Source organism: Stenotrophomonas sp. YJH_SMC_73, from assembly GCF_059370155.1.
This window is the reverse complement of the sequence record NZ_JCAFTJ010000002.1, coordinates 320377-340543: the sequence shown is the minus strand read 5'-3', so window position 1 is coordinate 340543 and position 20167 is coordinate 320377. Positions and strand designations below refer to the sequence as shown.

At 66.5% G+C, this 20167-nt stretch carries 23 protein-coding genes, 1 tRNA gene and 1 pseudogene; 19 read left to right on the top strand and 6 right to left on the bottom strand.

The genetic code is table 11. The features are described 5' to 3' along the window. Window positions 1-89: 89 nt before the first annotated feature. The 5 genes from truB to AC5P8R_RS04825 all read left to right on the top strand — a co-directional run bounded on the left by truB (window position 90) and on the right by AC5P8R_RS04825 (window position 5665). Window positions 90-998, top strand: coding sequence for a tRNA pseudouridine(55) synthase TruB (gene truB, locus AC5P8R_RS04845; protein ID WP_014647857.1), 909 nt, complete (start codon window positions 90-92; stop codon window positions 996-998). A gap of 173 nt (window positions 999-1171) precedes the next feature. Continuing rightward, window positions 1172-1432 (top strand): 30S ribosomal protein S15, encoded by a 261-nt coding sequence (gene rpsO / locus AC5P8R_RS04840; protein ID WP_005417886.1) that lies wholly within the window; start codon window positions 1172-1174, stop codon window positions 1430-1432. A gap of 151 nt (window positions 1433-1583) precedes the next feature. Beyond that, a complete protein-coding gene (gene pnp, locus AC5P8R_RS04835; RefSeq protein WP_046431803.1) occupies window positions 1584-3692 on the top strand; it encodes a polyribonucleotide nucleotidyltransferase in 2109 nt (702 codons plus the stop codon). 280 nt (window positions 3693-3972) lie between these two features. Beyond that, window positions 3973-5163, top strand: coding sequence for a glycoside hydrolase family 18 protein (locus tag AC5P8R_RS04830; protein ID WP_197621855.1), 1191 nt, complete (start codon window positions 3973-3975; stop codon window positions 5161-5163). Window positions 5164-5260: 97 nt separating this feature from the next. Beyond that, window positions 5261-5665: a VOC family protein gene (locus AC5P8R_RS04825; protein WP_495223045.1), complete on the top strand. Its 405-nt coding sequence runs from the start codon at window positions 5261-5263 to the stop codon at window positions 5663-5665. Window positions 5666-5689: 24 nt separating this feature from the next. On the opposite strand, the gene AC5P8R_RS04820 is transcribed toward AC5P8R_RS04825, so the two are convergent. Genes AC5P8R_RS04820 through AC5P8R_RS04810 form a run of 3 tightly spaced genes read right to left on the bottom strand, consistent with a single transcriptional unit; the run spans window position 5690 to window position 7819 of the window. Continuing rightward, window positions 5690-7249, bottom strand: a complete 1560-nt coding sequence (locus AC5P8R_RS04820; RefSeq protein WP_495223044.1) for a PepSY-associated TM helix domain-containing protein — start codon at window positions 7247-7249, stop codon at window positions 5690-5692. A gap of 10 nt (window positions 7250-7259) precedes the next feature. After that, the gene (locus AC5P8R_RS04815; protein ID WP_014647851.1) at window positions 7260-7523 is read right to left on the bottom strand and encodes a hypothetical protein; all 264 of its coding nucleotides are present in this window, start codon (window positions 7521-7523) and stop codon (window positions 7260-7262) included. Next, window positions 7523-7819, bottom strand: a complete 297-nt coding sequence (locus AC5P8R_RS04810) for a hypothetical protein (protein WP_005410439.1) — start codon at window positions 7817-7819, stop codon at window positions 7523-7525. The genes AC5P8R_RS04815 and AC5P8R_RS04810 overlap by 1 nt, the downstream gene beginning before the upstream one ends. A gap of 429 nt (window positions 7820-8248) precedes the next feature. On the opposite strand from AC5P8R_RS04810, the gene thrS reads away from it, so the two are divergent. From thrS to AC5P8R_RS04755, 11 genes are all read left to right on the top strand, one after another. Next, window positions 8249-10150 (top strand): threonine--tRNA ligase, encoded by a 1902-nt coding sequence (thrS, locus tag AC5P8R_RS04805; protein WP_032957627.1) that lies wholly within the window; start codon window positions 8249-8251, stop codon window positions 10148-10150. A 48-nt stretch (window positions 10151-10198) separates the two neighbouring features. After that, window positions 10199-10741, top strand: coding sequence for a translation initiation factor IF-3 (infC, locus tag AC5P8R_RS04800; protein ID WP_079222586.1), 543 nt, complete (start codon window positions 10199-10201; stop codon window positions 10739-10741). Between the two features lie 267 nt (window positions 10742-11008). Then, the gene (gene rpmI / locus AC5P8R_RS04795; RefSeq protein WP_005410436.1) at window positions 11009-11206 is read left to right on the top strand and encodes a 50S ribosomal protein L35; all 198 of its coding nucleotides are present in this window, start codon (window positions 11009-11011) and stop codon (window positions 11204-11206) included. Between the two features lie 11 nt (window positions 11207-11217). Then, entirely contained in the window at window positions 11218-11577 is a 360-nt protein-coding gene (gene rplT / locus AC5P8R_RS04790) for a 50S ribosomal protein L20 (RefSeq protein WP_005410435.1), read from the top strand. 193 nt (window positions 11578-11770) lie between these two features. Continuing rightward, the gene (locus tag AC5P8R_RS04785) at window positions 11771-12766 is read left to right on the top strand and encodes a phenylalanine--tRNA ligase subunit alpha (RefSeq protein WP_005417865.1); all 996 of its coding nucleotides are present in this window, start codon (window positions 11771-11773) and stop codon (window positions 12764-12766) included. Window positions 12767-12853: 87 nt separating this feature from the next. Then, complete coding sequence (gene pheT / locus AC5P8R_RS04780; RefSeq protein WP_180834952.1) at window positions 12854-15235, top strand: phenylalanine--tRNA ligase subunit beta; 2382 nt, start codon at window positions 12854-12856, stop codon at window positions 15233-15235. Between the two features lie 27 nt (window positions 15236-15262). Beyond that, window positions 15263-15562 (top strand): integration host factor subunit alpha, encoded by a 300-nt coding sequence (locus AC5P8R_RS04775; RefSeq protein ID WP_005410432.1) that lies wholly within the window; start codon window positions 15263-15265, stop codon window positions 15560-15562. Continuing rightward, window positions 15543-15899 carry a MerR family transcriptional regulator gene (locus tag AC5P8R_RS04770; protein WP_005410431.1) on the top strand — a complete coding sequence of 119 codons (357 nt, stop codon included), beginning with the start codon at window positions 15543-15545 and terminating at the stop codon, window positions 15897-15899. Before AC5P8R_RS04775 ends, AC5P8R_RS04770 begins: the two co-directional genes overlap by 20 nt. A 68-nt stretch (window positions 15900-15967) precedes the next feature. Further along, a tRNA-Pro gene (locus AC5P8R_RS04765) sits at window positions 15968-16044 on the top strand. Between the two features lie 117 nt (window positions 16045-16161). Beyond that, the gene (locus tag AC5P8R_RS04760; RefSeq protein WP_014647847.1) at window positions 16162-16362 is read left to right on the top strand and encodes a hypothetical protein; all 201 of its coding nucleotides are present in this window, start codon (window positions 16162-16164) and stop codon (window positions 16360-16362) included. Next, window positions 16359-16700, top strand: coding sequence for a low molecular weight protein tyrosine phosphatase family protein (locus tag AC5P8R_RS04755; RefSeq protein ID WP_046431784.1), 342 nt, complete (start codon window positions 16359-16361; stop codon window positions 16698-16700). The genes AC5P8R_RS04760 and AC5P8R_RS04755 overlap by 4 nt, the downstream gene beginning before the upstream one ends. Here AC5P8R_RS04755 and AC5P8R_RS04750 read toward each other — a convergent pair. Both AC5P8R_RS04750 and AC5P8R_RS04745 read right to left on the bottom strand, forming a co-directional pair. Continuing rightward, window positions 16679-17127 (bottom strand): annotated as a pseudogene (locus tag AC5P8R_RS04750) (GNAT family N-acetyltransferase). The gene AC5P8R_RS04755 and the pseudogene AC5P8R_RS04750 overlap by 22 nt on opposite strands. A gap of 86 nt (window positions 17128-17213) precedes the next feature. Next, entirely contained in the window at window positions 17214-17735 is a 522-nt protein-coding gene (locus AC5P8R_RS04745) for a DUF3011 domain-containing protein (RefSeq protein ID WP_014647845.1), read from the bottom strand. Between the two features lie 241 nt (window positions 17736-17976). Here AC5P8R_RS04745 and AC5P8R_RS04740 point away from each other — a divergent pair, with 241 nt between their 5' ends. Next, a complete protein-coding gene (locus AC5P8R_RS04740; protein ID WP_032956187.1) occupies window positions 17977-18372 on the top strand; it encodes a hypothetical protein in 396 nt (131 codons plus the stop codon). A 12-nt stretch (window positions 18373-18384) separates the two neighbouring features. On the opposite strand, the gene AC5P8R_RS04735 is transcribed toward AC5P8R_RS04740, so the two are convergent. Continuing rightward, on the bottom strand, window positions 18385-19077 hold the full coding sequence (locus tag AC5P8R_RS04735; protein WP_495223043.1) for an aspartate/glutamate racemase family protein: 693 nt from the start codon (window positions 19075-19077) through the stop codon (window positions 18385-18387). A gap of 162 nt (window positions 19078-19239) precedes the next feature. On the opposite strand from AC5P8R_RS04735, the gene AC5P8R_RS04730 reads away from it, so the two are divergent. Together AC5P8R_RS04730 and AC5P8R_RS04725 are read left to right on the top strand one after the other, a co-directional pair. After that, complete coding sequence (locus tag AC5P8R_RS04730) at window positions 19240-19881, top strand: LysE family translocator (protein ID WP_014647842.1); 642 nt, start codon at window positions 19240-19242, stop codon at window positions 19879-19881. Window positions 19882-19975: 94 nt separating this feature from the next. Continuing rightward, window positions 19976-20149 carry a DUF1328 domain-containing protein gene (locus tag AC5P8R_RS04725; protein ID WP_005417836.1) on the top strand — a complete coding sequence of 58 codons (174 nt, stop codon included), beginning with the start codon at window positions 19976-19978 and terminating at the stop codon, window positions 20147-20149. Window positions 20150-20167: the final 18 nt, after the last annotated feature.

The following is a 20167-nucleotide window of genomic DNA, read 5'->3' as shown; positions in this document are numbered from 1 at the left end:
GCCCGGCGTTGCTGCATTCCGGCTGCGCGATGTCTGATGCAGGCCGCGCTGCGGCAGCCGAGCATGGCCCGTCCCAACACTTTCCTGTCATGACCCGAATTCAGTTCCGTCGCCTGGATGGCATCCTGCTGCTCGACAAGTCGACCGGCATGAGCTCCAACGCCGCCCTGCAGGTGGCGCGCCGCCTGTTCCGCGCCGAGAAGGGCGGCCATACCGGCAGCCTCGACCCGCTGGCCACCGGCCTGCTGCCGCTGTGTTTCGGCGAGGCGACCAAGATCGCCGGCCTGCTGCTGGGTTCGGCCAAGGCCTACGACGCCGAGATCGTGCTCGGCCAGACCACCGATACCGACGATGCCGAAGGCCAGGTACTGCTGCAGCGCCCGGTGCCGGCGATCAGTGCCCAGGCCCTGCAGGCTGCGCTGGCGCCGCTGACCGGCACCATCCGCCAGCGTGCCCCGATCTATTCGGCGCTGAAGCAGGGCGGTGAACCGCTGTATGTGAAGGCCCGCCGCGGTGACGTCATCGAAGCGCCCGAACGCGAGGTGCAGGTACACGCCATCGAGGTGCTGGAGCAGCAGCCGGAACGGCTGCGGCTGCGCGTGACCTGTGGTTCCGGCACCTATATCCGCAGCCTGGCCCGCGACCTCGGCGAACGCCTGGGCTGTGGCGCCCACATCAGCGCGCTGCGCCGGCTCTGGGTCGAGCCGTTCCGCGAGCCTGCCATGGTCACCCTGGACCAGCTGCGGGCGATGGTCGAGGCCGGTGACGAGGCTGGCATGGACGCGTTGCTGCTGCCGCTGGCGGCCGGCCTTGCTGAATACCCGAGGGTCGACCTGGACGCCGACCAGGCCCACCGGTTCTGCGTGGGCCAGCGCCAGCGCGACCTGTCCTGGCCGCGCGGCCTGGTGGCCGTGTTCGGTCCGGACGATGCTGTCCAGGGCCTGGGCCAGGTCGACGAGAGTGGCCTGCTGGCCCCGCAGCGCCGTTTCAACCTCTGACCGGGGCCTGCCGGTTCAGCCCCGGTCCTTGTCCCGGACGCCCCCGGCCGTTACAATTTCGCGGCCGTTTTCCGGCAACCTGCCTCGCGCAGGTTTCATCCTCGTAGTCCACGGCGAGCCTGGCGGTGCGCGAAGCGCGTTCCTGCCGGCCACGCATCACAGAGAAAAAAGAAATGTCGATCGACACCCAGAAGGTCATTGAAGACAACAAGCGCAGCGCGGCTGACACCGGCTCCCCGGAAGTCCAGGTTGCACTGCTGACCGCCCGCATCGAACTGCTGACCGGCCACTTCAAGACCCACAAGAAGGACCACCACAGCCGCCGCGGCCTGCTGCAGATGGTCAACCGCCGTCGCAGCCTGCTCGACTACCTGAAGAAGAAGGACGTCGAGCGCTACAAGGCCCTGATCGAGAAGCTTGGCCTGCGTCGCTAAGCAACGAATCCCCCGCGGCGCAGCGATGCGCCGCGGTTTTGTTTTGTAGTACCGCAATCCCCGATTCAGGCCGGAACGATCCGGCCACCCGCTGGCGGCAAGGGTCGCCGACGGTCCAAATTCGCAGACAGCATCCCCAAGGACACCCTCCGTGGCAAAAATCACCAAAACCTTCCAGTACGGCAAGCACACCGTCACGCTTGAGACCGGCGAAGTCGCCCGTCAGGCCAGCGGCGCCGTCATCGTCAAGATGGACGACACCGTACTGCTGGTCACCGCCGTCGCCGCCAAGAGCGCGCGCGAAGGCCAGGACTTCTTCCCGCTGACCGTCGATTATCAGGAAAAGTTCTACGCCGGCGGCCGTATCCCGGGTGGTTTCTTCAAGCGCGAAGGCCGTGCGACCGAGAAGGAAACCCTGATCTCGCGTCTGATCGACCGTCCGATCCGCCCGCTGTTCCCGGAAGACTACAAGAACGAAGTGCAGATCATCGCCACGGTGATGTCGCTGAACCCGGACGTGGACGGTGACATCCCGGCCCTGATCGGTGCTTCGGCTGCCCTGGCCCTGGCTGGCACCCCGTTCATGGGTCCGATCGGTGCGGCCAAGGTCGGTTACAAGAACGGCGAGTACATCCTGAACCCGACCGTCAGCGAACTGGCTGACTCGCAGCTGGAGCTGGTCGTCGCCGGTACCTCCAACGCCGTGCTGATGGTTGAATCCGAAGCCGCGCTGCTGTCCGAAGAAGTGATGCTGGGCGCCGTGACCTTCGGTCACCGCGAAATGCAGAAGGTCATCAACGCGATCAACGAGCTGACCGTCGAAGCCGGCACCAAGCCGTCGACCTGGGAAGCCCCGGCCAAGAACGAAGCGCTGATCTCCGCCCTGAAGGAAGCCATCGGCCCGCGCCTGGGCGAAGCCTTCCAGGTGCGTGACAAGCTGCAGCGCCGCGACGCCATCTCGGCGATCAAGAAGGACGTGTTCGAAGCCCTGGCTGGTCGCGTGGCCGCTGAAGGCTGGAACCCGGCCGAGCTGTCGAAGGAATTCGGTGAACTGGAGTACCGCACCATGCGTGACTCGGTGCTGGACACCAAGGTCCGTATCGACGGCCGTGCGCTGGACACCGTCCGCCCGATCACGGTGAAGACCGGCGTGCTGCCGCGTACCCACGGTTCCTCGCTGTTCACCCGTGGCGAAACCCAGGCCATCGTGACCATCACCCTGGGCACCGCCCGTGACGGCCAGGTCATTGACGCCGTTGCCGGTGAGTACAAGGAAAACTTCCTGTTCCACTACAACTTCCCTCCGTTCTCGGTGGGTGAGTGCGGCCGCATGATGGGCCCGAAGCGCCGCGAAATCGGCCACGGTCGCCTGGCCAAGCGCGGCGTGCTGGCTGTCATGCCGTCGCTGGAATCCTTCCCGTACACCATCCGCGTCGTCTCGGAAATCACCGAGTCGAACGGTTCCTCGTCGATGGCATCGGTCTGCGGCTCGTCGCTGGCCCTGATGGACGCCGGCGTGCCGGTGAAGGCGCCGGTGGCCGGTATCGCCATGGGCCTGGTCAAGGAAGGCGAGCGCTTCGTCGTCCTGTCCGACATCCTGGGTGACGAAGATCACCTGGGCGACATGGACTTCAAGGTGGCCGGTACCGCTGAGGGCATTTCCGCCCTGCAGATGGACATCAAGATCGAAGGCATCACCGAAGAGATCATGAAGCAGGCTCTGCAGCAGGCCAAGGCTGGTCGTCTGCACATCCTGGGCGAAATGGCCCACGGCCTGACCGCTCCGCGTGAAGAGCTGTCGGACTACGCGCCGCGCCTGCTGACCATCAAGATCCACCCGGACAAGATCCGCGAAGTGATCGGCAAGGGTGGCTCGACCATCCAGGCCATCACCAAGGAAACCGGCACCCAGATCGACATCCAGGATGACGGCACCATCGTCATCGCTTCGGTCAATGCCATCGCTGCCCAGGCCGCCAAGGCCCGCATCGAGCAGATCACCTCGGACGTCGAGCCGGGCCGCATCTACGAAGGCAAGGTCGCCAAGATCATGGACTTCGGTGCGTTCGTCACGATCCTGCCGGGCAAGGACGGTCTGGTCCACGTGTCGCAGATCTCCAGCGATCGCGTCGAGAAGGTCGGCGACGTGCTGAAGGAAGGCGATGTGGTCAAGGTCAAGGTGCTGGAAGTCGACAAGCAGGGCCGTATCCGCCTGTCGATGAAGGCCGTGGAAGAAGGCGACGCCGTCAGCGCCGAGTAATCGGTACTGCTGATTGTGCGGTGGGTGAGGACCGTCGGTCCTCACGCTTCCGCAAATGAAAAAGCGGGCTTCGGCCCGCTTTTTCTTTGCCTTGATGTCATGCAGTGCCGCTCATCCAGGTCGCTGCATGTCCTGCTGCAGTGCGTGAGCGCCGCCACGTGGCCATCGTTCTGTCACGGTTGCGCGGATCACGCCTGTCCACGGGACGACATGCCGCGACAACCGTCCCGCAGCCACATCGGTTTGCTAACGTGGCGGCGCCTTCGAACCGGGAGATCCCATGTTCCGCCAGACCGTGGCCGTCCTTGCCGTGCTGATTGCCGGTGCCGTGCCCATCGCTGCGCGCGCCGCGCCGGCGCCGCCGCCGATCTTCGGTGCCTACTACCCCGGCGGCTCGGCCGAGCGCTATCCGGTGTCGAGCATTCCCGCCGAGCGCCTGACCCATCTGTTCTATGCGTTCTCCACCATCGATGACGGCCGCTGCGCGGTCGGCGCGGAAGCGCCGAAGAACTTCGCCGCGCTGGCCGAGCTCAAAAAGGCGCATCCGCACCTGCGCACGCTGATTTCGATCGGTGGCTGGGGTGCGGGTGGGTTCTCCGATGCAGCGTTGACCGAGGCCAGCCGCAAGCGCCTGGTGAACTCATGCATGGCACTGTTCTTCGATCACCATGCCGGCAGCTTCGATGGCGTGGATATCGACTGGGAGTTCCCGGTCAGTGGCGGGCCGAAGGAGCTGGCGCATCGCCCGCAGGATCGCGCCAACCTGACCAGGCTCGCGCAGGCGTTCCGCGTGGCACTCGACGCGCACGGGCGCAAGGTGGGGCAGCCAATGCTGTTGAGCGCCGCGCTGGCCGCCGGTCGCCTGCAGACCGATGGCCCCTATGATCCGGCGGCGAGCTACGACCTGCCGGCGCTGGCCAAGGTGTTCGATTTCATCAACCTGATGAGCTATGACATGGGCACCGGCTTCTCATCGGTGTCGACCTTCAATGCGCCCCTGCATGAAGTGCCGGCCGATCCGCTGGCGCCGGAGCTGCGGCGCTGGAACAACGTGGCCGGCGCGGTGCAGTACTACCGCGAGCACGGTGTGCCGGCCGACAAGCTGGTGCTGGGCGTGCCGTTCTATGGGCGCGGCTTCAAGGTCACCGGCGATGCGCCGGATGGCCTGTATCAGCCCTACAGCGCACCGGCCGACGCCGGCGACTGGCGGGTGATCAAGGCGCGCTATCTCGACCAGCCGGGTTGGGTGAAGCACTGGCAGCCGCAGGCGCAGAGCCCGTGGCTGTACAACGCCGTGCAGAAGATCTTCATCAGCTATGAAGACCCGCGCTCGATCGGCCTGCGTGCCCGGTTCGCCCGCGAGCAGGGCCTGGCCGGGGTGTTCATGTGGGAGCTGACCGGCGACGACGAGCAGGCCAGCCTGCTCAACGCGATGCTCGGCCCGTGGCAGAAGGCGCGCATCGGCGATTGAGTCACTGGTGGCGCCGGGCCATGCCCGGCGCCAGGCGGCAACGCCATCGACCCGACACCGCACATTGCGACGACGCCGGCGGCGCTACGCTTTGGGCATGATCCATCTCGAACGCCTGGACCACCTGGTCCTCACCGTCGCCGACATCGAACGCAGCTGTGACTTCTACCAGCGCGTGCTCGGCATGCAGGTCGTGCGCTTCGGCGCTGGCCGTACCGCGCTGCAGTTCGGCCAGCAGAAGATCAACCTGCATCCGGCCAGCGCGCCACTGCAGCCGCATGCGCTGCGACCCACGCCGGGCAGTGCCGATCTGTGCCTGGTCACGCATACGGCAATGGTCGATGTGCTGGCGCACCTGCAGGCGCAGGCCATCGCGGTGGAGGAGGGGCCGGCCACACGTACCGGTGCGCTGGGACCGATCGAATCGGTGTACTTCCGCGACCCGGATGGCAACCTGATCGAAGTGAGTCGTTACTCGGGCGAAGAACACCCGCAGCGGTAGCGCCGGGCCATGCCCGGTGAAGGCTTAGTTGGCCCAGACGCTGTTGGGGTCGCCGTTGCGGGCGCGGCGCTGGCTGGCGACGGCCAGGCGAGCGAAGCCGAAGGCCATGGCCAGCGCGATGGCATCGACCCAGAACAGCGGCCAATGGCCACGCGCGGCGGCGCGCCACAGCCAGTCACCATTGAGTGCGCCGTGCAGGACCGGCACCAGTGCAGTGCTGAGCGCTGCGGCCCACAGCAGCTCGCGCGCCGCCTGCGCGGGGCGGCGCAGTGCAGCCCACAGCGCACAGGCTGCCCAGCTGCCGAAGCAGGCCCAGCGGATGCCATGGTCGACCGCCGACGGTGCCAACCGCTCCAGCACCAGCGCGGTGATGAAAGCGACCGAGATCGCCACGCACAGGCCGATGCACACGCCAACCGTGGCCCGTGCCATGTTCACCCCGGCACGCGGCTGTTGCGGCTGGCGACGCTTGCGCCGCGACTCGATCCACAACAGGTTGCCGGAGTAGAACAGGAACGCACCGCCGAGGCCGAGCAGGAAGTACAGCCAGACCACCACGCCGTTGCCGAACTCGCCGAAGTGCAGGGCATAGGCGGCGCTGAGCGTGGCGTGGTTGGCATCGCGCTGGCCCGGCAGCTGGGAGGCCAGGACGTTGCCGGTGGCCACGTCCAGGGCCACCGAACCGAGCGGCCCGAGTGTGCCGGTGGATTCGCCCGTGATCTCGATCGTGGCGTTGGCATCGCCGGCGTTGGCCAGCTTCAGGTAGGCCGGCTCGAAGTTGGCCACGCCCTGTGCGCGGGCTACTTCAAGCGCGCGCGCATGCAGCAGGCGCAGGCTGCCCGGCGGTGCCGGGATGCCACTGGCGTCGCGCACCGGCGCGGTGTCCATTGCAGTCGGTACCGCCTGCAGGGCCTTGCCGTCGTAGATCAGTGGATTGAGCAGGGCCATCTGCACGAACACCAGGCACAGCAGGGCGCCCGTGACCGCGAACATCAGGTGGAAGGGCAGGCTGAGCACGCCGATCACGTTGTGCGCGTCCTGCCACAGCTGCTTCAGGTTGCGGCCCGGACGCAGCGCGAACAGGTCGCCGAACAGCTTCGGCAGGTGGATCACCAGGCCGCTCAGCAGCGCCATGCCATACAGCAGGCTGACGATGCCCATCACGTAGATGCCGGCCACCGGCAGTCCGAGGCTGTAATGCAGTTCGTTGACCAGTTCGGCCAGCCCGGCCTGTGGCGGCGTCGGGCTGCCGGCGATCTGGCCCGGCCAGGCATAGCGCCAGCTGCCGTCGTCGGCCTGCCAGTAGGCCAGGGGTTGCGGATGTTCGGCGCCGGGGAACGTCATGCCGACGTGGCGGCGGGCTTCCGGGTGTGCCGCCAGCACGTCTTCCAGCAGGTACTGCGCATCGTCCAGGCCCGCCGGCAACGCAATGGCTGCACCGGGCGTCTGCCACAGCGGCAGGTCGTGGTGGAACAGGGTCAGCGCACCCGCGTAGAAGGCCACGAACAGGCCGAAGCCGGCAACCAGGCCGACCCAGGTGTGCAGGGTGGTGAACGTACGCAGGGTCTGCGAGCTGAACTTCATGGGGGGAGTCTCATTGCACCGCGCCGGTCAGGCGCAGCAGCGTCAGCACGGCGAAGCCGGCCGCAGCGCTGCCGGCCAGTGTCACCCAGGCGCGCAGCGCGCTGCGGAAGCTGAACGCCCACAGGGCAGCCAGCATCCACAGCGGGATGAACGTGACCAGGCTGGGCACCAGCGCGTTCTGCCAGGGGCCCGGCGGCAACCACGTCACCAGCCCGGTCGCGGCGGCGGCCAGCAAGAAGCCGGCCACGATGCCGGCGAAGGCGCGCGGCCACATCAGGGCGACTCCGTGCCCGGGCGATGCCAGGCGGCCAGTGCCGGCAGCAGCATCGCGGCCAGCATCCAGGTGCACAGCATCGCCACCAGGCCAGCGGCAAAGCCGAGTTCGGCCATCCACAGCCACAATGCGGCAGCCGCGGCGACCAGGCCGATCTGGCGGCCGAGGCGGCCGGCGCGGCGCAGGCGGGGCCAGCGGCAGTGCGGCGAGGCGGCATAGAAGGCCAGTGCCGAGAACATCGCTGCCAGCATGCCCAGGCTGCAGAAGCCCAGCGTGGAAAGGCCGACGGTGATCATTGCGGGCGGCCGCCATGGCAGCGGGCCAGCGAACGCGGGGCACGGGCGGGGCCGGCGGGAGCCGGTCGGAGCGGGTGGCGCATCACGAGGTCCTGGGGGGAAGCGGGCAGGCTGGCACGGGGCGGGCTGCGCGGACATGGTAATCATTGCGTTTTCACGCCGCCAGCGAGGACCATTCAGCGGACCGTACGGTAGGCCTTGGGCTTTCCGGTGTGCTGGTTTAAGATCGTCGCAGAACCCTGACTGGAACAAGGTGGCCCGCGCCCAGCGCCGGCCGAGCGTGCGACATGAGCACTACCACCGCCCACTGTTGACCTGCCCCCGAAGGCCCTGTGTTCCAGGCGCCCTCGCGGCGCTTTTTTATTGCCCGGGCAATGGCCCGGGAACGCTTTCCAGCCCGCCCAGCGGGCCCCGCACGAAGCCAATGCGATGATCAACATTACCCTTCCCGACGGCAGCCGCCGCGAGTTCGAAAACCCCGTCAGCGTCATGGACGTCGCCCAGTCGATCGGTGCCGGCCTGGCCAAGGCCACCATCGCCGGCTCGGTCGATGGCGTGCTGGTCGATGCCAGTGACGTCATCGACCACGATGCCAGCCTGCGCATCATCACCGCCAAGGACGAGGAGGGCGTGGAGATCATCCGCCACTCCTGCGCCCATCTGGTCGGCCACGCCGTCAAGCAGCTGTACCCGGACGTGAAGATGGTGATCGGCCCGGTGATCGCCGAGGGCTTCTATTACGACATCTATTCCGAGCGCCCGTTCACCCCGGACGACATGGCCGCGATCGAGAAGCGCATGGGTGAGCTGATCGCCCAGGATTACGACGTCATCAAGAAGATGACGCCGCGCGCCGAAGTGATCGAGATCTTCAAGGCCCGTGGCGAGGACTACAAGCTGCGCCTGATCGAGGACATGTCCGACGACATCCAGGCGATGGGCATGTACTACCACCAGGAATACGTGGACATGTGCCGCGGCCCGCACGTGCCGAACACGCGCTTCCTGAAGGCCTTCAAGCTGACCCGCATCTCCGGCGCCTACTGGCGCGGCGATGCGCAGAACGAACAGCTGCAGCGCATCTACGGCACCGCCTGGGCCGACAAGAAGCAGCTCGAGGCGTACATCAAGCGCATCGAGGAAGCCGAGATGCGCGACCACCGCCGCATCGGCAAGCAGCAGGACCTGTTCCACCTGCAGGAAGAGGCGCCGGGCCTGGTGTTCTGGCACCCGAAGGGCTGGGCGTTGTGGCAGGTGGTCGAGCAGTACATGCGCAAGGTCTACCGCAGCAGCGGCTACGGCGAAGTGCGCTGCCCGCAGATCCTGGACGTGAGCCTGTGGAAGAAGTCCGGCCACTGGGACAACTACCAGGACAACATGTTCTTCACCGAGTCGGAGAAGCGCACCTACGCGGTCAAGCCGATGAACTGCCCGGGCCACATCCAGGTGTTCAACCAGGGCCTGCACAGCTACCGCGACCTGCCGATCCGCTACGGTGAGTTCGGTTCCTGCCACCGCAACGAGCCGTCCGGCGCGCTGCACGGCATCCTGCGCGTGCGTGGTTTCACCCAGGACGACGGCCACGTGTTCTGCACCGAGAGCCAGATCGAATCGGAAGTGACCGCGTTCCACCAGCAGGCGCTGGCGGTCTACCAGCACTTCGGCTTCGACGAGATCCAGATCAAGATCGCGCTGCGTCCGGAATCGCGCCTGGGCGACGACGCCACCTGGGACAAGGCCGAGGGCGCACTGCGTTCGGCGCTGTCCGCCTGTGGCGTGGAATGGCAGGAGCTGCCGGGCGAGGGCGCCTTCTACGGCCCGAAGATCGAGTACCACCTGAAGGATGCCATCGGCCGTACCTGGCAGCTGGGCACCATGCAGGTCGACTTCATGATGCCGGGCCGCCTGGGCGCCGAGTACGTGGATGAGAACAGCCAGAAGAAGCATCCGGTCATGCTGCACCGCGCCATCGTCGGCTCGATGGAGCGCTTCCTGGGCATCCTGATCGAGCACCACGCCGGCCAGTTCCCGGCCTGGCTGGCGCCGACCCAGGTGGTGGTGGCCAACATCACCGACGCCCAGGCCGACTACGTCTCGGGCGTGACCAAAACCCTTGCGGAGCAAGGCTTCCGCGTCAGCTCGGATTTGCGTAACGAGAAGATCGGCTATAAAATCCGCGAGCATACGTTGCAGCGCGTGCCCTACCTGCTGGTCATTGGTGACCGCGAGAAGGAAAATGGGGCTGTGGCGGTGCGTACGCGTTCTGGCGAAGACCTGGGCAGCATGAGCCTGCAGGCCTTCATCGAGCGGCTCCAGGCCGAGGGCGCGTAAGCAAAGGTCCGGTCCGGGGGCACAGGCACCCGGACCGGTTCGATACCCTTGGGAGAACGTAATATCAGCACCCCTGACAACAAACAGAACCGCAAGAATCAGGAAATCCGTGTGCCGCGCGTCCGCGTGATCGGCAGTGACGGAGAAATGATCGGCGTGTTGTCGCGCGACGAAGCGCTGTCCATGGCCGAAGATGAAGGCCTGGACCTGGTCGAAATCCAGCCGCAGGCCGATCCGCCGGTCTGCAAGATCATGGACTTCGGCAAGTTCAAGTTCGAAGCGCAGAAGAAGGCCAGCGAGGCCAAGAAGAAGACCAAGCAGGTCGAGATCAAGGAAGTGAAGTTCCGTCCGGTCACGGACGAGGGCGACTACCAGATCAAGCTGCGCAAGATGCGCGGGTTCCTTGAAGAAGGCGACAAGATCAAGGTCAACATCCGTTTCCGTGGCCGTGAAATGAGCCACCAGGAACTGGGTCGCGAAATGGCCAACCGGATCGAGACCGATCTGGGCGAGGACATCGTCATTGAATCCCGTCCGCGCCTGGAAGGGCGTCAGATGGTCATGATGATCGCGCCGAAGAAGAAGACCTGAGGCCTGACGGGCCGCCTTCCGGGGCGCCTGGCTGAATGGTTCAGGGTAAGGGGACGCCACTGGCGTCCCTTTGCTTTTGCAGGATGCCGGTTGAAATGCCGGCGCAAGAGGTGCTGGGGCTGGTGGCAGGGCGGTTTTGCCTGTATCATGCCCGGCTCGACCCACCCAGGACGGGTCGTACGCCGATCATGGCAGGACGGAAAGAGCGGCCCAGGCCGCCGCCAGATCAGTCAGAAACCAGGGTCAAATCCCATCAAGGACATTGCAATGCCCAAGATCAAGACCAACCGGGCAGCGGCCAAGCGTTTCCGCAAGACCGCCTCGGGCAAGTACAAGTGCGGCCACGCCAACCGTAGCCACATCCTCACGAAGAAAGCGACCAAGCGTAAGCGTAATCTGCGTCAGACGGGCCATGTCCGTGCAGAAGACGCAGGCCGTCTGGACCGCATGCTCCCTTACCTCTGAGGAACTGAAAAATGGCACGAGTTAAGCGTGGCGTACAGGCGCGTCGCCGCCACAAGAAGATTCTGGATCTCGCCAAGGGCTATTACAACGCCCGCCGCAAGGTCTTCCGCGTCGCCAAGCAGGCGGTCATCAAGGCACAGCAGTACGCCTACATCGGCCGTAAGCAGAAGAAGCGCAACTTCCGTTCGCTGTGGATCACCCGTATCAATGCGGCTGCCCGCATCAACGGCCTGAGCTACAGCCGCTTCATGAACGGTCTGCTGAAGGCCGGCATCACCCTGGACCGCAAGGTCCTGGCTGACATCGCCGTGCACGACGCAGCCGGTTTTGCTGCGCTGGCCGAAAAGGCCAAGGGCGCGCTGGCGGCATAAGTCCTTCCCGATGCCGTAACCGTTCATTCGGAACGGTGTCAGGTCAAGGCAATGCATGGGGAAGGGCGCAAGTCCTTCCCCATTCTTTTTTGGGTCCCGGCGAGGCCATGGCGGCAGCGCGGGGACGGCGGTGGCGACAGGGGTCGGCCCTTCGCGCATCGCGATGGCAGATCGACTGGAGTTCCGGCCCCCCATGAGCGACATCCAATCCCTCACCACCCAGGCGCTGGCCGATGTGGCCGCCGCACAGAGCCCCGACGTGCTGGAACAGCTGCGCGTGGCCCTGCTTGGCAAGAGTGGCAGCATCACCTCGCAGCTCAAGCAGCTCGGCGCCCTGCCGGCCGACGAGCGCAAGGCCGCCGGTGAAGCGATCAACCAGGCCCGCGACGCGCTGACCCGCGCGCTCGGCGAGCGCAAGGCGCTACTGGAAGACGCGGCACTGGATGCACGCCTGGCCGCCGAAGCCATCGACATCACCCTGCCGGGTCGCAACGGCGACCGCGCCGGCCTGCATCCGATCACCCGCACCCTGGAGCGCATCACCGGCATCTTCGGCCGGCTGGGCTACGAGCTGTCGGAAGGGCCGGAGATCGAGGACGACTGGCACAACTTCGAGGCGCTGAACTTCCCGCCGCACCATCCGGCGCGCGCCATGCACGACACCTTCTACTTCGGCGACGGCCGCCTGCTGCGCACGCACACCTCCGGCGTGCAGGTGCGCTACATGGGTGACCACGCGCCGCCGCTGCGCATGATCGCCGCCGGCAAGGTGTACCGCAGCGACAGCGACCAGACCCATTCGCCGATGTTCCATCAGGTGGAAGGTCTGCTGGTGGACGAGCATTCGACCTTCGCCGACCTGAAGGGCACGCTGGCCGAGTTCGTGCGCGCCTTCTTCGAGCGCGATTTCGAAATGCGCTTCCGCCCCAGCTATTTCCCGTTCGTTGAGCCGGGCGCGGAAGTGGACATCGCCTGGCAGCAGCCCGATGGCAGCACCCGCTGGCTGGAAGTGCTGGGCTGCGGCATGGTCCATCCGAACGTGCTGCGCAACGTCGGCATCGATCCGGAGCGCTACACCGGCTTCGCCTTCGGCATGGGCGTGGAGCGCTTTGCAATGCTGCGCTACGGCGTCAACGACCTGCGTGCGTTCTTCGAGAACGACGTGCGGTTCCTGAAACAGTTCGCGTAAGCCGCAACCGTGTAGGGCCGAGCCATGCTCGGCTGCTCCCAAATTCGCAGGCCCAGGCGCATGCGCCGGGCCCACCAGGATGACACCATGAAATTCTCCGAAAACTGGCTGCGCAGCCACGTCCCGACCGGCGCTTCGCGCGATGAACTGAGTGCAGTGCTGACCGCCATCGGCCTGGAAGTGGAAGACGTGACCGCGCTGGGCGAAGGCCTCGACCACGTGGTCGTGGCACGCATCGTCGATGCGGTGCGCCATCCGGAAGCGGATCGCCTGCAGGTGTGCAGGGTTGATGCCGGGCAGGGCGAACTGCTGCAGATCGTGTGCGGCGCCCCGAACGCGCGCCCGGGCCTGGTCGCGCCGCTGGCGATGGTCGGTGCGCAGATCGGCGAGCTGAAGATCAAGCCGGCCAAGCTGCGTGGCGTCGAGTCCAACGGCATGCTGTGCTCGGCCAAGGAACTGGGCCTGGACAACGATGCTTCCGGCCTGCTGGAACTGCCCGACGACGCACCGGTCGGCCAGACCCTGGTCGAGTACCTGGGCCTGCCGGATGCCAGCATCGAGATCAAGCTGACCCCGAACCGCGCCGACTGCTTCAGCCTGCGCGGCATCGCCTACGACGTCGCCGCCGCCACCCGCAGTGAAGTGCTGGACTTCGCTGCCGACGCCATTCCGGCAGTCGGCAGCCGTGAGCTGGGCATCCAGCTCGACGCCGGCGCCGAAGCGCCGCGTTACCTGGGCCGTGTCATCGAAGGCGTCAATGCCGCCGCCAAGACCCCGTTGTGGATGGCCGAGCGCCTGCGCCGCAGTGGCGTGCGTCCGGTCTCGCTGCTGGTCGACATCACCCAGTATGTGATGCTGGAGCTGGGCCAGCCGATGCACGCCTACGACCTGGGCACCCTGCAGGGCGGCATCGCCGTGCGGCGTTCGCGCGCGGGCGAGACGCTGAAGCTGCTGGACGGCCGCGATGCTGCGCTGGACGACAGCTTCCTGGTGGTCACCGACGCTGACCGCGCGGTCGGCCTGGCCGGCCTGATGGGCGGCTTCGACACCCGCGTCACCGACGCGACCACCGCCGTGTTCCTGGAAGCCGCGCACTTCGCGCCGGCCGCGATCATGGGTCGTGGCCGCAAGCTTGGCCTGCACACCGATGCCGGCCATCGCTTCGAGCGCGGCGTCGATCCGGCGCTGCCGCGCACCGCGATCGAGTACGCCACCCGCCTGGTGCTGGACCTGGCCGGCGGTACCCCGGCACCGGTCACCGAGGCCGTGCGTGAAGCCGATCTGCCGCAGCCAGCGACCATCGTGCTGCGCCGCGCCCGCATCACCCGCGTGCTCGGCATCACCATCGACGATGCGGAAGTCGAGCGCATCCTGCGCGCGCTGGGCATGGACGTGGTCGCCGCCGCCGACGGCTGGCAGGTGGTCGCGCCGAGCCGCCGCTTCGACATCGCCATCGAAGAAGACCTGATCGAAGAGCTGGCCCGCATCCACGGTTACGAGCAGATCCCGACCACGCTGCCGGGCGGTGCCTCGCGCGTGGCGATGCCGAGCGAGACCCAGCTGGACGCGCTGAGCGTGCGCCGCCAGCTGATCGCCCGTGACCAGCAGGAAACCGTCAATTTCGCCTTCGTCGACGACGCGCTGCTGACCCAGTGGCAGCTGCGCGACGGCCTGGTGCCGCTGGCCAACCCGCTGTCGGCCGAACTGGCGGTGATGCGCCCGTCGCTGCTGCCGGGCCTGGTCGCCACGTTGGGCCGCAACGCCGCCCGCCAGTTGGGCCGCGTGCGTCTGTTCGAGCTCGGCCGCGTGTTCGCCCAGCAGGCCGGAGACGGCCAGCCGGCACCGCTGGAAACCCCGCGCGTGGCCGCTGCGGTCTGCGGTGAGGCGCAGGCGGTGCAGTGGGGCCTGCCGACCCGCAAGGTCGACTTCCATGACCTGAAGGGCGACCTGGAATCGCTGGCGGCCGCCAGTGGCGCGCAACTGGAGTTCCGCCCGTCCGTCCGCGCCTACGGCCACCCGGCGCGTTCGGCCGAGGTGTTCCGTGATGGCGTGGCGATCGGCTGGATCGGCCAGATCCACCCGCGCCTGACCCGGGCGATGGATATCGAAGCCGACGTCTACGCCTTCGAGCTGGACCTGGAGCCGCTGACCGCCCGCCGACTGCCGCGCGCCGGCGAACTGTCGCGCTTCCCGGCGGTGCGTCGCGACCTGGCATTCCTGGTGCCTGAACAGGTGGCCTGGGCCGATCTGGCGGCCACCGTCCGCCAGGCCGCCGGCCCGCTGCTGCGCGACCTGAACCTGTTCGACCGTTACGTCGGCCAGGGCGTCGAGCCGGGATTCAAGAGTCTCGCTATGGGCTTGATTTTGCAGGACAAGTCGCGCACTCTGACGGACCGCGACGTGGATGCGGTGGTGGCCGAGGCGGTCACTGCCATCGAGCGTGAACACCACGCCCGGATCCGCGGCTGAGCGGGCAGCACTCGGGGGTAGCAGGCAATGGCATTGACCAAGGCGGAGATGGCGGAAAAGCTGTTCGACGAAGTCGGTCTGAACAAGCGGGAAGCCAAGGAATTCGTCGACGCGTTTTTCGATGTGCTGCGTGAAGCATTGGAACAGGGACGTCAGGTGAAGCTGTCGGGCTTCGGTAATTTCGATCTGCGGCGCAAGAACCAGCGCCCGGGTCGCAACCCCAAGACCGGCGAGGAAATTCCGATTTCCGCCCGTACGGTGGTCACCTTCCGTCCGGGCCAGAAGCTCAAGGAGAGGGTGGAAGCTTATGCTGGATCCGGGCAGTAACCGCGAACTACCGCCGATCCCGGCCAAGCGCTACTTCACCATTGGTGAAGTCAGTGAGCTGTGCGACGTCAAGCCGCATGTCCTGCGCTACTGGGAAACCGAGTTTCCCAGCCTTGAGCCGGCCAAGCGCCGAGGCAACCGCCGCTACTACCAGCGCCACGACGTGCTGATGGTGCGGCAGATCCGCAGCCTGCTGTACGAACAGGGCTACACGATCGGTGGTGCACGCCTGCGTCTGGACGGCCCCGATGCCCGCGAGGAATCGGCGCTGAGCAACCAGATCATCAAGCAGGTGCGCATGGAGCTGGAAGAAGTGCTGCAGTTGCTGCGCCGCTGATCCCATTTCCATCGTAATCCGCTATACTTCACGGCCCGCCGCAGTGGCGGGCACATCGCAGCATCAGTCGGGGCGTAGCGCAGCCTGGTAGCGCATCTGCCTGGGGGGCAGAGGGTCGTCGGTTCGAATCCGGCCGTCCCGACCACTGTGATGAATCAAGAAGCCCGCGCAGCGATGCGTGGGCTTTTTTGTGCGTGCGGTGTATGCTGCGCGCCACTCGTACTACCGCGGCTGCTGAACCCGGTACTCACGAGAACACATCATGGATTCTGCAAGAAACCGTGCCTGGCGTCGCAGCCAGGCTCGCAACCGTGGTGGCGACCGCGCCACGACCGCCTACAGCTACAAGCCCGAGAAGAACTGGAAGCTGCTGTATACGCGCGATGCCAAGCTCGCGCGCGCACGCCAGCTGGGCTTCACCTATCCGGTCCTCAGCGCCCGCCAACTGCAGGAACAGGAATGATCAAGCTGCTGTTCGTCTGCAGCCGCAACCAGCTGCGCAGCCCGACCGCCGAAGCCATGTGGCGACGGCGACCCGGCTTCGCTGCGCTGTCGGCCGGCACCAGTCCGCATGCACGACGCCCCATCGGCCCGGCGGATATCCGCTGGGCCGATGTCATCTTCGTGATGGAGGCCAAGCACCAGCATCGCCTGCAGGCCGCCTATGCGCGCCTGCTGGAATACAAGCGCCTGCATTGCCTGGATATCCCCGACGACTATCGCTGCATGGATCCGCTGTTGATGGACCTGCTGGATGCAAAGGTGACCACGTATCTCGATCAGCTGCCGGCAAAGCGGTAGAGCAGCTCCGGATCGCCTTCGTCCAATCCGTGCACGATGCCGCTGTCGATGAAACCCGAAGCGGCGAGCAGGCGTTGCATGCCGGTATTGGAAGCATTGGTCGAAGTGAACAGCCTGCCGTGGCCGTGCAGCGCGATGGCATGGCGCAGCAGGGCGGCGCCGACGCCCTGGCTGCGTTGTTCGCGCGCCACCATCAGCATCTCGACGAAGGCTTCGCCGAAGAAGTGATGGTGGATGACCAGGTAACCGGCCAGCTGACCGGCCCATTCGGCCGGTGCATGCCACCACGGGCCTGCCAGTCGCTGATCTGCCGTGCGCGTTGCGGATCGTGGACCGCAACGCTGTCGAGCGCGATCAACGCGGAAACGTCGGCGGGCATTGCCTCGCGGATGTGCAACATCGTCGAGGAGGGATCGGGCGGCACCATCGAAGGCTCCTGGGCTGGGTGCGCCCAGTCTATCGAGCGCGTCGGCCGTGTCTGCGCATCCGCCACAGCCAGCGTGTGGTCGGCAGTCAATACACACGGAACTCGGCACGGCAGCCGTCGCTGACCCACACGCCGCGGCGGTCCCAGCCCCAGTTGCGATCCTCGACGCACGGTGTCACCGACTTCTGCTTGACCAGGCGTACCTCGTGGCGCACACGGATGCGGCATTCCTTGTCCTTCTGCTCGTAGGACTCGCAGACCAGGCGCTCGCCATCGTCATCGCGGTCACGGTCACGGTCCCGGCCGCGCCCCGGCCAGCGGCCGCGTCCCTGTCCGTCGGCCACGAACTCGGCGCGACAGCCGTCGGTGACCCAGAGCATGCGGCGGCTCTGGCCCCAGTTCTGGTCCTCTACGCAGCGGGTGACCGACAGCTGCCTGGCCAGGCGCATGCGGCCTTCGATCGGGCACTGCTGGGTCTTGTTGAACTGCGATTCGCAGCGCAGCGGCGCAATGGGATCGCTGTCGTAATCCTGGGCGGCCACCGTGGTGGCGGCCAGCAGCAGGGCCAGGGTGGGGAGGGCAATCGGCAGCAGCAGGCGATGGGTCATGGGGGGCCTCGGCAGGGGAATGGGCCGCAAGAATGGACCAGCCCGGGGCCATCGGAACGGATCGTTCCGGCGTTGGCTCAGTGGGGATTTAGTAGTGTGCACCGGCCCATGCAGAGCCTTACATCCCTTATCATCGCGGCACATCCGATCGCATCGGCTTACACCTTCTTACATCTCTCCCACGCTTGCCGGCCCAGCCTGTGGCTGCCGTCACTGGCGTGCAGCCGGCGTGTGGAGGAGGATGCGCGGACCACGACGACCACAGGGGGTTGCGTTGATCAGCAGTACCGTCATTCATCGCTCGGCTGGCGCAGAGGCCGGGCAGGTGCGTGTCCTGGACACCACGTTCAAGGGCAAGCATGTGTTCATTGCGTGGGGCCTGCGCGGGCCGGAACTGGCCCGCAGCGCGGACCCGCCCGCCACCGTGGCTGCGCGCAAGGCGCTGCATGCCGTGGCCGGCCACAGCGAGGGACCGCGCAGCCCGGAGGTGTTCATCGCCAACCAGTCGGCAGTGGCGATTACCGTCTATCGGCTGCTGACTGAGGCGCGTTCGGGCGATGCCATCTTCTTCCTGTGTGATTCGCAGGCCGTGGTCGACTGGTTGATCACCGCACTGGAAGTGCAGGGCGAAGACTGACAGCGCGCAGGGTCAGGCCAGTGCCGCATCCACCGCCGCCAGGGAGTGCAGGGTGGTGGTGTCGAACAGCGGCACCGGGCTGTCCTCGGCGCGGACCAGCAGCATGATTTCGGTACAGCCGAGGATGATCGCTTCGGCGCCGCGTGCAACCAGGCGCGCGATCACGCCGGCGTACGCCTGCCGCGAATGCTCGCTGACCACGCCGCAGATCAGCTCCTGGTAGATGATGTCGTGCACGCTGCGGCGATCATCGGCCTCCGGAACCAGTACCTCCAGCCCGAAGCGGTCCTGCAGCCGGTCGCGGTAGAACGCCTGCTCCATGGTGAAGGCGGTGCCGAGCAGTCCCACCTTGCGGATGCCGGCCTGCAGGATCGCCGCGGCGGTCGGGTCGGCGATATGCAGCAGGGGCAGCGGGCATCCGGCTTCGATCCGGCCGGCCAGCGTGTGCATGGTGTTGGTGCAGATCACCAGCAGCTCGGCGCCACCGGCCTGCAGCCGCCGTGCAGCATCGAGCATGTGGTTGCCCAGCAGATCCCATTGGCCGTCGTGCTGCAGCTGCTTGATGCCGGCGAAATCCACCGACCACAGCAGCAGTTGCGCCGAATGCGCGCCACCGAGGCGATGCCGCACCGCCTCGTTGATGAGCCGGTAGTACTGCGCCGAGCTTTCCCAGCTCATGCCGCCGATCAGGCCAAGGGTCTTCATGCACTGCTCCAAGCCAGAGACGGCCATTGCAGCACAGATGGCAGTGGCGCTGCCGTGCACGGGCGCCGGCATCTGTAACCGTCGCATCCACCGCCCGCTGTATGTGCCGCGTCCTGCATGGGTGCCCTATGCTGGTGCCGTCTTCTGAAGTGGAAACCGGCAATGGCCCTGCATACCTGGTGGTGGTTCCTGGCCACGGTCTTCGTGCTGTGCGGGACGCCCGGGCCGAACATGCTGCACATCCTCGGGCGCAGCGTCGGGCTGGGGTTCCGTGGCAGCGTGCCGGCCATGGCCGGCTGCCTGCTGGCGATGCTGCTGGTGCTGGCCGCATCCGCTGCGGGCCTGAGCGCGTTGCTGCACTCCTCGCCGATGCTGTTCGAAGTGCTGCGTTATCTCGGTGTGGCCTACCTGGCCTGGCTTGGCATCAAGGCGTGGCGTGACAGTTGCCGCCCGGCACCCGCGGTGGCCGATGCTGCCGAGGTCACACTGGCGCCGGTACATGGCGCAGCGACGGTATTCCGTGGCGGCCTGTGGGTTGGCTTGAGCAACCCCAAGCTGTTGTTGTTCGCCGCGGCGTTCCTGCCGCAGTTCGTTGATCCGTCGCGTAGCCAGGCCGTGCAGTACAGCGTGCTGGTGGCGACCTTCGCGGCCTGCGAACTGTTCTGGTACGTGATGTACGCCGCCGGTGGCCACGGCCTGCGTCGTTGGCTTGCAAAGCCATTCGCACGGCGCTGGTTCGAGCGGCTGGTGGGAAGCGTGTTCCTGGCCTTCGCGGTGGCGCTGCTGCGCTTCCGGCCGCGCTGATTCACGCCGCACACGCGGCCTTTTCACGACTGCCGCATCGGCTGCGGCCTAGCCTGATCACACCGTTTGCGTTCCCTGCGGGGTAAGGACTGACATGATCAAGTGGGCCATCATTTTCGCCATCATCGGCATCATCGCCGGCGTGCTGGGCTTCGGCGGCATCGCCGGTGCCGCTGTGGGCATCGCCAAGTTCCTGTTCTGGGCCGGCATCATCATTGCCGTGGTGCTGTTCCTGATCGGCATGAGCGTGGCGAAGAAGGTCAGCTAGCACCTGTCGCGCAGCAGC